We start from the raw sequence: 12,786 nt of genomic DNA, 5'->3' as shown, positions 1-12,786 counted from the left end.
CATTCGTTTAATTTGTTTGGTCGTAGGGTGGTGTTGTTCTTTTAATGGCAATGGAAGTTGTTGCCTGCCGCCCCCCACCGGGCGTATTCCTGTGAATGATGCCAATTTATTAATTTTTGGTTAAAAAACTATCATTTCCCGTAAATTAGCTGTTAGAGAGAGTATTGTTTTTTTGACAAGTATTTTTGTATTTTACACAGGGCTAAATCGATTGAGCGTTTTATACCTGCGCTCAATAGGAGGTTCCGGCACACCTGATTTCAAGCACAAACTAATTATCGCGAATGAAACGGCCGTCGTAAAATTTTCATTATATATACAGGTGAATGAATGTTTTATCATGGTAAGTTCCATCTGACCGCCAGAGAAATAAAAAATTAACAGATGAAAGGGATTTCTATAAAGGACATCGCCAAACAGGCGGGTGTGTCACCTACCACAGTTTCTTTTGTACTGAATGGAAAAGCCAAGGAAAAGCGGATCAGTGACCAGGTTAGCAAAAAAATCCTCAAAATTGCCAGCAAGCTAAAATACAAGCCCAACCAGTTAGCACGGGGACTGCGCACCGGTAAAACCAAAACGCTCGGCCTTATTGTAGAAGACATTGCCAATAACTTTTTTGCCAACGTGGCCAAAGTAGTGGAGGACGAAGCCGATAAGCACGGTTATAAGGTACTGTACGGCAGCACCGAAGATAACAGTGAAAAAGCACGGGGCCTCCTGGAAGTACTGAAATACCGCCAGGTAGATGGTTACATTATCGTACCCACCAAGAACATGGAAAAAGAGATAGAGCTGCTGAAAATGGTGCGCAAACCGGTAGTGCTTATGGACCGTTACCTGCCTAATGTAGATTCCCATTACGTGGTGGTAGACAACTACCAGGGCGCTTATGACGCCACCACTCACCTCATAGAGAAAGGTTACCAGAAAATAGCCATTATTACCACCACCTCGGACCAGGTGCAGATGAAGCAGCGTATGGACGGTTTTATGGCCGCCTTTAAAAAACACGGTCTGCCCTACAACAAGAATGTGGTAAAGCGCCTGCCTTTTGAGCTGGACCGTGCAGGGCATACACAGGAAATTACCAGGTACCTCAAAAGCTCCAGGGTAGATGCGGTGTTTTTTGCCACCAACTACCTGGGCATTTATGGCATAGAAAGCATCCGCTCACTGGGACTTCGTATAGGCGCCGATGTGGGTATGGTATGCTTTGATGATCATGATCTCTTCAGGCTGCACAGCCCATCCATCACATGCGTATCGCAGCCGATAGAAGAAATAGGCCGGCAGATCGTAAATGTGCTGATGCAGGAGCTTAACCATCCATCCTCCACCTCACAGCACCTGGTGCTGCAGCCAACACTGGAGGTAAGGGAGTCAACCATGCGAATAGCTGAAACGATTATATAAAAGCGTACATACGTAGCTGTTACACTACTCATAAGCATTAATTACTGTTAAAGCAATCACAAAGCAGGGCTGAAAGCGCCCTGTTTTTTTTGCTAAATGCCTGTACTTATTTAGCATACCCTTCCCTTATTTTAACTATTTTATTGAAAATGATGTGATAAGCTTGCAGATTATAAAAAAAATATCTATGTTTGATGTTGATAAGTGATTGGGTAATAACCAGTGATTAATGATTAAAAATTTAATGTTATAAGTATATAATGATATATTTATAGCATATATTGGTTTCTTTTTTTTCGGAGAGTAATTACAAAACCTTTTCAGAACATTCGGGCGTATTAATCCCTTTGGGGTGGGACATTTAACAAACCCCCTGCAGTGTACGGGCATAAAAATATTATGATATTTTTTACTGTTTTGAAATAAATAACTATATTACATTATATTACGATAAGTTTGGCTATAAGAATTTTGCCATAAATGCCGTTCAAAGGGTGTAAAGAGCGCCTGAAAACGGAATTACTTTTTGAAACCTAATGAAAACCTTATTGACCTATGGAACAATTCAATGCAACGCCATGAAAACCAACGCTGTAAAAGCAGCGGGTAATAATTATTCCTTATACCGGTACTTCAAATTGTAATAGCGGGCTGCCCTGCCAATGAAACAATAATGAATAACTATTGCCAATCTCGTTATCCCCTGACGTGGGATGGATATGACTATGCCAATTCACACATTAACGCTTTAACACTATAGTAATTAATCTAAAAAAGAGTAAAATGAAAAGATCGCTACTCGTATGCGCGGTACTTTTCCTGCTATGTGCCAACTTTATATATGCACAGGAAAAGAAAACTGTAGCCGGTATCGTGCAGGATGAAAAAGGTGGCCCGCTGGTAGGGGTGAGTGTAATGGAGAAGTCCGGCTCGGCTGGCACACTCACAGATGCCAATGGCGCCTTTAAATTAAACGTAAACACAGATGCCACACTTGTACTGTCTTATGTAGGCTACATAAGGCAGGAAGTGCCATTAAACGGCCGCCTTTCGCTGGTGGTAAGGTTATTACCGGACAGCAAAGGGTTGAATGAAATAGTGGTAACAGCTATGGGTATCAAAAGAGAGCGCCGTAAGCTGGGTTATGCCGTATCAAACATCTCCGGCGATGACCTGGTAAAATCCTCTCCCACCAACTTTGCATCCGCAATGTATGGTAAAGCAGCCGGCGTAAGCATTCAAACTGCACCCGGTGGTAGCACCAGCGCCGCTATTATCAAGATTCGCGGTGTAAACTCTATCAATGGCGATGGCCAGCCGCTGATTGTTGTGGATGGTGTGCCTATCCGTAACGATATTGTGAACACCGGTGACGCCAATAAATACTGGGGAGATACCCGCATCCGCGGTAACAGCCTGCTGGACATTAACCCGGATAACATAAAAGAAGTGAACATCCTGAAAGGTTCTGCTGCAACGGCACTGTACGGTTCCAGCGGTAGTAACGGTGTGGTAATGATCACTACCAAGCAGGGTACTAAACGTGCCGGCCTGGGCGTAGATTTCAACTACTCTTATGGTATAGAACAAGCTGCTGTGCTGCCGGATGTGCAGTCAGAATATGGCCCTGGTTACGACAGGATAAATATGGTTGGTTCCGGTTACCCGGCTGATGGCTGGATTCCCCTGGGCGACATAAATGGCGATGGTAAAGAAGATGTAAGGGTGCCTTACGATATTGACGGCCAGTTTGGACCTAAGTTCGACGGAAGGGATGTGGTGTATGTGGATGGCAGTACCCGTAAATATTATGGGAACGACAATAACTGGAAAAAGCTGTTCAAGAATGGTTACAGCTCCCAGGCCAATATAGCAATATCCAATGCAAATGAAAAAGGCAGCTATCGCTTTTCTTATAATCGTATTGACTATAAAGGCATACAAATTGGCGGTAAACAGCAAAAGAATAACTTTAACCTGAATACCTCATATAAGATAACGCCTAAGTTAACCACCGACATTGTGATGACTTATGTGAATGAGTATGTGCATAACCGCCCGGAGCAGATGAACCGCGTATTGGCTAGCTATGCAGGGTTCTTTAGCGCCTTTGATGATATGGATTTCTTCCTTTCCAAGTATAAAACCAGCAAAGGTTATAAGTATGTAACGCTTGACAACCTTAACCGCGACCCTGAGGAAGCCTTCAAATATCCTTTTTATGCTACTGATTTTATGGACTTCCTGTGGAAGCAGCTGCGGAATAACTATGATGAAAGGTCTAACCGTTTTATTTCCAGCTTCACGCTGAACTATGATGTTGCCCCCGGCCTGAAGTTCCGCGGCCGTATGGGTACAGACTTCACCGGCTATACTGCTGAAACCAAAAACTATTCAGAGTATCCGTTGTATATCGGTGAATCTGGTCAATACTCAGTTAACAATAACCAGTATAACATCGCTTACGGCGACTTATTGCTGACTTATAACAAAGAATTCTCTCCCAAATTCGGTTTAAATGCCAGCCTGGGTTACCAGGCCCGCCGCGAAGAGCGCCGCTTTAGCGGAATGAGTACCGCGGGTGGTTTGCTGCAGGAAAACTGGTTTACTATACAGGCATCTAAAAACCCTGTTACAGGCCAGAACGATACCAAGAGAAGCTATTACCTGCAGGATGGTATATTCGGCATCCTGGGATTAAGCTACCGCAACTTCCTGTTCCTGGAAGGTACCGGCCGCTATGAAAGGATTTCTGTGCTTTCACCAGACAACAATAGCTATTTCTATCCCAGTGTAAGCCTTTCCTTTGAAATGTCTAAGGCATTGCATATGCCTAACTTTGTGGACTACAGCAAGCTGCGTTTGTCTTACGGTGTGGCTGCCAACCCTCCGGGCATTTACCAGGCTAATATCGTATATACCGGTAGCTCTGTTAATGGCGTAGCAACCATGTACCCTGGCAGCAACTATGGTAATAATGGTCTGAAGCCTGAGTTTAAGCACGAGTATGAAATCGGATGGGAAAGCAAAATGTTTGAAAACCGCTTAGGGTTCGACATCTCTTATTATAACAACATAGTAAAAGGTCAGATCATTAACCTGAACGTGGCTTCTTCAACCGGTGCAAAAAATATCTGGCAAAACGTAGGTGACCTGAACAACTATGGTCTGGAAGTAGCCCTGTATGGCACCCCCATATCTACAAAAGACCTGACATGGGATATACGCGCTAACCTGGGCTTTAACAGGAACAAGCTGAAAAGCCTGCAGCCCGGCCTTAGCCAGCTCACTTTAATGAACGTGGATAACGGTTCTGCATACATCGTTGCAAAAGTGGGTGAAGCAGCAGGCGACATCATGGTAAACACCTTTAAGAAAAACGACCAGGGCCAGAGCATCATAGATGCAAACGGCTACTACGTATCTGATAACTCCGCTCCCAAAAAAGTAGGTAACATACAGGCTAAGCTGAATGGCGGTATCGGTAATACACTGCGTTACAAAAACTGGACGCTGGACTTCCTGGTAGATTACCGTTGGGGTGGACAGATCCTTTCTGTAACCAACTTTTATGCACTCGGCGACGGTTTGTATAAAAGCACCCTGCAGTACCGTGACGAAGAGCATGGCGGTTTAGCATATTATGAAGATGCTGCTGGTAACAGAACACTGTTAAACGGTGGCGCTGCTCCTCCGGGAACCACTGTATATCATGATGGTGTAGTGCTGGATGGTGTGGATGAAACCGGGAAGAAAAATGAAAAGATCCTGCAGGCTGCACAATACTATGAATATACCTATGGTTGGGGTAACTATGGTGCAAGAACCAAGAACTCTTACCAGAATGCAGTATTTGACAACAACTTTATTAAGCTGCGTGAAGTATCGCTGAACTATTCATTCCCTGTAGCGCTTGCAAACAAAGCAAAAATGCAGACGTTGACCGTAGGGCTGTTTGGCCGTAACCTGCTCTATTTCTACAAAACATTACCTAACATGGATCCTGAAGTAGGTATTGGTAGCAACTTTATAAGCCAGGGTCTGGACGCCGGCTCTTCAGTAGCTGCACGCACAATAGGCGGAACTGTTAGACTGAGCTTTTAATTGATTTTTGCAAAAACTGAAAACATGAAGAAGAACTTTCTTATAATATTAATGCTGGCGCCAGTGCTGGGCTTTATCGGGGCGTGTAAAAAGTCTACGATAGACAGCAAATACCTGGACCCTGAAAAAACTACCGAAGGCAGTATAGATGCCTTTTACACCGGCATGTTCAAGAACCGGAGGGTTATACCGGACTATTGGGGCCTGTGGACATTCACCGGTATACAGATGGGTATTTATACCCAAACCCTGGGATTTGTGAATGCCAATAAAATGTACGAGCAGCCCGAGTCTTATGCACAAGACCGTTGGGACGACTTTTACAGCGCACCGGGTAGCGACAACAACTGGGCTGCTCCAATGTCCAGCTACAGGGAAATAGAAAAAGCCTACGACGCACTTTCTACAGATGCTGATAAGCAGGGTTACCTGCTGTTCACGCAAACTGCCAAAATCTTCCTGTATGACCAGGCCACACAAATGGTGGATCTTTGGGGGGATATTCCGTTCTCTGAAGCAGGTGGTTTGAATGCAACCGGTAGCTTAAAGCTGGCCGCGTTTGATGAGGGCAAGGCCGTATATGACTCTGCTATCACTAATCTGAAAGCTATCAGCAACTGGCTGGCAAATGCGCAACCAGAACAGTTTTACCTGAACAAGCTGGCCAAGCAGGACATCCTGTTCAAAGGCGACCTGCTGAAATGGCGCCGCTACTGTAACTCGCTTTTACTGCGTTTGGCAATGCGTAAGTCTTATGTAGATGAAGCCAATTCAAAAGCGCTGGTACAGGAGCTGATGGGTAATCCTACGCTGTACCCGATGATTGACGCTTATACAGATAATGCCGAAATCGTAACAGGCGGTACCAACCTTATAATAGACCTGACCGCTTCCTTTAACGATGGCCACCAATATGCGCCTGGCTACATGGTGGATTCACTGCTGAAACCCACCGGTGACCCGCGTTTGCGCATATTGTATACTAAAAACGCTGCCGGCCAGTATCACGGCATGATTACCTCAATGACCGCTGCGCAGCAACAGGCGGAAATCGGTGCCAAAGCGATCTCGCTTATAGACAGTACCACCTTTGTAAAAAATACAAAGTTCCCCGGTATCATCTTCACCTCCGCAGAAACCTGGTTCCTGAAAGCAGAGGCGCTTGAAAGATGGCCTGGCGGCGCTGGCGGTGGAAGCGCAAAATCTGCTTATGAAAAAGGCATCCGCGAGTCTATTTCCAACTACTATAAAATACACAACCTGAGCGATTACGGCACCAAGCAAACTGCAGCTACCGAAGCAGAGATCACACTGCTGCTCGCCAGTCCCAAAGTGGCTTATGGTACGGTTACTGAAGATAACCTGAACAAGATCGGGTTACAGAAATGGGTGGCTTTTGGTATCATGCAAAATACACAGTCCTGGGCCGAAATGAGAAGAAGCGGCTATCCCAAGCTGACCTTCCCTGCAGATCCGGGCATTTCAACTGTACCTTCACCGGCGTACAGGTTAACTTATCCTGGTAACGAGCGTTCACTGAATGCGGAAAACTACGCCAAGGTGGCTGACAAGGATCTGCCTTACAGCAAGATCTTCTGGATGAAATAGGCTACTTACTAATCCTATACCTACACAAGAAACAGAGATGTTGCATCCCGGGCTTAAGACCGGGATGCTTTTTTTTATCTGCACAATTCTATATTTTGTGTTTTTGCAGTAACTATAAAATTCCACTATGCAGAAAGTCATTATCTCCTTTTTTCTCCTGCTTTCACTCAGCGCCTCAGCCAATGTTACATTGCCCGCAGTTATTGGCAGCAATATGGTGCTGCAGCGTCAAACGCAGGCAGCCTTATGGGGCCATGCTACCGCCAATGCAAGGGTAACCGTTACCACCTCCTGGAACAAAAAACAGTACACGGTTAAAGCCGGTGCCGATGGCGCCTGGAAAGTAAAAGTGCAAACGCCGGAGGCCGGCGGTCCTTACAACATCACTATTTCAGACGGTAAACCGGTAACACTGCATAACATCCTCATCGGGGAGGTTTGGTTCTGCTCCGGCCAGTCCAATATGGAAATGCCGGTAAAAGGTTTTAAAAACCAGCCGGTATTACATGCCGCAGATATACTAATGAATGCAGATAATTCGCAGCTGCGGTTGTTTAATGTGCGTAAGAAAATCTCAAGAGTGCCATTGTCCGACTGCGATGCCAGCTGGCAGGTTTCAGATGCTGCTTCCGCAGCGGATTTCAGCGCCGTTGGTTACCAGTTTGCCCAAATGCTGCAGCAGAAGCTGAAAATGCCGGTAGGCATTATCGAAGCCACCTGGGGCGGTACCGTAATAGAAGCCTGGATGGATAAAGAAAGCCTGCAGCCTTTTACAAACGAAATTAAGATTCCCGATGCAGCAGATACCCTGAAACTGAAACCTAACGATGCTACCAACCTCTATAACGGTATGGTAGCGCCGGTAGTAGGTTACACTATCAATGGCGCGCTGTGGTACCAGGGCGAAAGCAATCGCGGTCGTGCCGCCCAGTATCAAAAGCTGATGCCCGCCATGGTAAAATCATGGAGAGCTGCCTGGGATTGCGGTGAATGGGGTTTTTATTATGTACAGATAGCGCCCTTCGTTTATAGAGGCGATAAGGGAGAAACGTTCCTGCTGCGCGAAGCGCAGCTGAAAGCCCTGGATGAAATACCCCACTCCGGCATGGCAGTAACCATGGATGTAGGCGATGAGCACAATATTCACCCTACAGATAAGACCATTGTTGCCAAACGCCTGCTGTATTGCGCGCTGGCCAATACCTACGGGTATAAAAACATACCCTGGGCTACGCCGGTATATAAAAGCATGAAAGTGGCTACTGATACCGTTCAGCTGTTTTTTAACAATGCGCCTAACGGACTAACATCCTTTGTTTATAACAAACCGTTATCAGATTTTGAGGTAGCCGGTGCAGATAAAGTATACCATCCCGCCACTGCTTGGATCACCGGTTATGGTATAGCCGTGAAAAGTGAGGAGGTAAAACAGCCCGTAGCGGTGCGCTATGGGTATAAAGACTGGATGGTGGGAACATTGTTCAGCAATGAAGGGCTGCCGGTATCGTCGTTCAGAACAGATGACTGGTAAGCCGGCAACGGCAAAAAAGAAAGGCCTCCTGTATGATACACACAGGAGGCCTTTTAACATTAATACGGACTAATGAACGTAAGGGCATAGCCGCCTGGCGTACTGTTCGTATTGTGGTAAATTACTGCTGTAATACCGGTAGTTGTTTTCAGATCATCAGCAATCCATTCATTACTGCTTGTTAGTGTAAAGGGTCTCGATACGATATAAGTGCCGGTTGACTGTAAATAAAATGTAATGCTGGAAGGAGTTGTACCGCTGCCATCAACCGTATAGGTCATGGTTCCGGGAGAACCCTGTACCGTACCGGTAATTGGCCAGGTTACAAACTTACCACTTTTGATAGCAAAAGCCGGCTTATGAACCGGTGCAAAACTTGATAAAGACAACAATACGCACAGCAAAAGTGCAATAGGAACAAACTTTTTCATAGATACTAATGGTTATTGAGTGATGGGTTAAAAAATTATCGTACTGAATTTAAGCATTTTTATAATACAAAACATGCTAACCCCTGGTAACGTTAAAACCCATACGATAACTAATCAAATAGTACCTATAAATGATCATAATAGCCGGGCTGCACTTACAGCAAACCCTTTATCTCATTCAGCTTCAGCAGGGCTTCTACCGGTGTTAGCCGGTTAATATCCACATGCTCCAGCATATCCCGTATTTGCTTGAAGGTATCGCTGTGCGCATCAAAAATACTTAGCTGCACTTTGGTGGAGCTGGCAATTTGTTTAATGTTTTGCTGCAGCGGCGCTTCAATATGTTTTTCTTCCAGCTGCGACAACACTTCATTGGCGCGGTTCACCAATGCAGGCGGCATGCCGGCCATGCGCGCCACGTGTATGCCAAAGCTGTGGCGGCTGCCCCCCGGCGCCAGCTTACGTAAAAAGATCACTTTGTTGCCGCTTTCCATATTGGTAATGTGAAAGTTCTTAACCCGGCTTAATTTATTTTCCAGCTCATTCAGCTCATGATAATGCGTGGCAAACAAGGTTTTGGGTTTGTGCGGCGTCATATCATGCAGGTACTCCACAATGCTCCAGGCAATGGAAATGCCATCGTAGGTGCTGGTGCCGCGTCCTATTTCGTCCAGTATTACCAGGCTGCGGTGCGTAATATTATTAATAATGCTGGCAGTTTCATTCATCTCTACCATAAAGGTCGATTCGCCGCCGCTCAGGTTATCGGAAGCGCCTACACGCGTAAATATCTTGTCGGTTAACCCAATGGTGGCGCTGCTCGCCGGCACAAAGCTGCCCATGTGCGCCATGAGTGTTATCAGCGCTGTTTGCCGCAGCAGGGCCGATTTACCGCTCATGTTAGGCCCCGTAAGTATGATAACCTGCTGCTGCTCCTGGTCTAAATAAATATCATTCGCTACATAGCTTTCACCCGCCGGCAGGCCGCGCTCAATTACAGGGTGGCGCCCATCTTTAATATCCAGCTCAAAACCTTCTGTAAGCACCGGGCGCCGGTATTTGTACTGCAGCGCATTGGATGCAAAGCACAGCAGGCAGTCCATACGGGCCATGGCCTGCGCGTTCTGCTGCACGGGCACAATATATTCCTGCAGCGCCAGCAGCAAATCGTCAAACAGCTGTACTTCCAGGGCCAGTATTTTTTCCTCCGCGCCGGTTATCTGCTCTTCATACTCCTTCAGCTCCGGGGTAATATAACGTTCTGCGTTGGCCAGCGTTTGCTTGCGTATCCAGCTGGCAGGCACTTTATTTTTATGCGCATTGGTTACTTCAAGATAGTAACCGAAAACGTTGTTAAACGCTACTTTCAGCGACGGTATGCCCGTGGCTTCCGACTCCTTTTGCTGTATCTGCAGCAGGTATTCCTTGCCTGAAGTGGCTATGTTGCGCAGCTTGTCCAGCTCTGCGTGTACACCTTCCCGTATGGTGCCGCCTTTGTTTACCTGCACCGGCGGGTTTTCTGTTACCTGCTGCAGTATGCGGTCCAGTATGGCAGGGCAGGGGTTCATTTGTGCGCACAGGCGTTGCAGGTAGTCATTAGCGTTATTGGTCAACAGCTCCTGTATGGTCTGCACCTGCTGCAGGGCTTTGGCCAGCTGCATCACTTCCCGCGGGTTTATTTTCTTCAGCGGTATTTTAGATACCAGCCTTTCCAGGTCGCCTGCCTGTTTCAGGTGATGCTGCAGGTTTTTGGCAAGGTCTGTTTCTTTAATGAAATATTCCACCACATCCAGCCTTTCATTGATCTGCTGTTTATCGCGCAGCGGAAATACGAGCCAGCGTTTCAGCAGGCGGCCGCCCATGGGGCTTACGGTATTGTCCAGCACATGCAGCAGGGTATGGCCGTTTTCCATGCTGCTGCTCATCAGCTCCAGGTTACGCACGGTAAAGCGGTCCATCCACAGGAAATCGTCCTGGTCTATGCGCTGCATGCTGCTGATGTGCTGCAGGTTGGGATGTTCCGTGTCTTTTAAATAATGCAGCGTGGCGCCCGCTGCAATGTGCGCGTCGGCCAGGTCTTCCACGCCAAAGCCTTTCAGGGAGTGGGTGCCAAAGTGCTTCAGCAGTATTTCCTGGCTGTACTGGGTGGTAAATATCCACTCTTCCAGCATATAGGTGTAAAAGCGGCTGCCAAATGACTGGCGGAAATGTTTCAGCTGGGGCTTTGCAAACACTACTTCTGCCGGGCGGAAGCTTTGCAGCAGCTTGTCAATATATTCCACGTTACCCTGTGCCACAAAAAATTCGCCGGTAGAAATATCCAGGAAAGCCACCCCGGTATTTTTATTGCCAAAGTGTACGGCGGCCAGAAAATTATTGCTGGCATTTTCCAGCAGCTTATCGTTAATGGCTACACCGGGTGTTACCATTTCAGTAACGCCGCGCTTTACAATGCCTTTTACAGATTTGGGATCTTCCAGCTGGTCGCACACGGCTACCCGGTAGCCGGCTTTTACCAGCTTATGCAGGTAGGTGTCCAGCGCATGGTGCGGAAAGCCCGCCAGGTCAACATAAGAGGCCGCGCCGTTGGCCCGTTTGGTTAATACAATGCCCAATACCCGTGCGGCAATCACGGCATCCTCATTAAACGTTTCATAAAAATCACCCACCCGGAAAAGCAGCACGGCATCCGGATATTTTGCCTTAATGGCATTGTGCTGCTGCATCAATGGGGTTTCTTCTGATTTGCTTTTAGCCATAGGGGGCAAATATAGTAAATGTGCAGATGCGGGAAGATGTGCAGATATGCAAATGTGCAGATGTGCAGATGCAGAGATGTTGCTGCACGGATGCGTTTTATCACATCTTCACTGTTTATCCGTAAGCTATCTTATTGGTGCAATCCAACAGGGTATTTTTTATTTACGTACATATATAATTTTAATATATGAATGATTTCATGCTCAATCGCGGCTGAGTTTACCCCGCACACTTTCCTCCCATCTGCACATCTGCACATTCGCATATCTGCACATTTGCACATTCTCCCTTTCCCCTCATCTGCACATCTGCATATCTGCACATTTGCATATATCTTTGCAGCCTATGCGTAAACTAACCATGGAGGAGCTGGGCCGTAAAACCATAAGCCAGTTCAAAGAGGCCGATAAAACGCCGCTGGTGCTGGTGCTGGATAATGTACGCAGCATGCATAATGTAGGATCGGTTTTCCGCACCGCCGATGCATTTCTCCTGCAGGGCATAGTGCTTTGCGGGTACACACCCACCCCGCCGCACCGCGATATTCATAAAACCGCCCTTGGCGCTACCGAAACAGTTGACTGGCAGTACCTGCCCACTACCCTGGAGGCAGTACAGCAGCTGCAGGCCGCGGGCTATTATGTAACGGCAGTGGAGCAGGCCGCCCAAAGCATTATGCTGGATGCTTTTACCCCGCCTGCCGGTCAGCCGCTGGCGCTGGTTTTCGGCAATGAGGTGTCTGGTGTGGATGCCGCTGTTATGCAGCAGGTGAATGGTTGTATTGAGATCCCGCAAAGCGGCATGAAACATTCTCTCAATATCTCTGTTAGCACCGGTATTGTGGTTTGGGATATATTTGTAAAACTAAAAAAACAGTAACCGGCGCTTAGTGGTTGGCTTTCATCAGCTAACCGTTCATAATTGCCGGTAAAAGTT

General features: G+C 46.8%; 7 protein-coding genes. 5 read left to right on the top strand and 2 right to left on the bottom strand.

Annotation, left to right across the window (positions count from 1 at the left end; all coding sequences use genetic code 11):
- The first annotated feature begins 384 nt into the window (after positions 1-384).
- The 4 genes from VFS25_RS11150 to VFS25_RS11135 all read left to right on the top strand — a co-directional run bounded on the left by VFS25_RS11150 (position 385) and on the right by VFS25_RS11135 (position 8,659).
- Positions 385-1,416, top strand: a complete 1,032-nt coding sequence (locus tag VFS25_RS11150; protein WP_326462218.1) for a LacI family DNA-binding transcriptional regulator — start codon at positions 385-387, stop codon at positions 1,414-1,416.
- A gap of 783 nt (positions 1,417-2,199) precedes the next feature.
- Positions 2,200-5,520 carry a SusC/RagA family TonB-linked outer membrane protein gene (locus tag VFS25_RS11145; RefSeq protein ID WP_326462217.1) on the top strand — a complete coding sequence of 1,107 codons (3,321 nt, stop codon included), beginning with the start codon at positions 2,200-2,202 and terminating at the stop codon, positions 5,518-5,520.
- Positions 5,521-5,544: 24 nt separating this feature from the next.
- Positions 5,545-7,128 (top strand): SusD/RagB family nutrient-binding outer membrane lipoprotein, encoded by a 1,584-nt coding sequence (locus VFS25_RS11140; protein WP_326462216.1) that lies wholly within the window; start codon positions 5,545-5,547, stop codon positions 7,126-7,128.
- A gap of 127 nt (positions 7,129-7,255) precedes the next feature.
- Positions 7,256-8,659, top strand: a complete 1,404-nt coding sequence (locus tag VFS25_RS11135) for a sialate O-acetylesterase (RefSeq protein ID WP_326462215.1) — start codon at positions 7,256-7,258, stop codon at positions 8,657-8,659.
- A gap of 59 nt (positions 8,660-8,718) precedes the next feature.
- Here the strand turns inward: VFS25_RS11135 and VFS25_RS11130 are convergent, their stop codons facing one another.
- Together VFS25_RS11130 and mutS are read right to left on the bottom strand one after the other, a co-directional pair.
- A complete protein-coding gene (locus tag VFS25_RS11130) occupies positions 8,719-9,090 on the bottom strand; it encodes a hypothetical protein (protein ID WP_326462214.1) in 372 nt (123 codons plus the stop codon).
- 155 nt (positions 9,091-9,245) lie between these two features.
- A complete protein-coding gene (gene mutS / locus VFS25_RS11125; RefSeq protein ID WP_326462213.1) occupies positions 9,246-11,849 on the bottom strand; it encodes a DNA mismatch repair protein MutS in 2,604 nt (867 codons plus the stop codon).
- A gap of 346 nt (positions 11,850-12,195) precedes the next feature.
- Here mutS and VFS25_RS11120 point away from each other — a divergent pair, with 346 nt between their 5' ends.
- Entirely contained in the window at positions 12,196-12,729 is a 534-nt protein-coding gene (locus VFS25_RS11120) for an RNA methyltransferase (RefSeq protein ID WP_326462212.1), read from the top strand.
- The last annotated feature ends 57 nt before the right edge of the window (positions 12,730-12,786 follow it).

Source organism: Chitinophaga sp. (genome assembly GCF_035761305.1).
Lineage (GTDB): Bacteria > Bacteroidota > Bacteroidia > Chitinophagales > Chitinophagaceae > Chitinophaga.
Note: the sequence above shows the minus strand (reverse complement) of the source record. Positions and strands in the feature narration are given on the sequence as shown.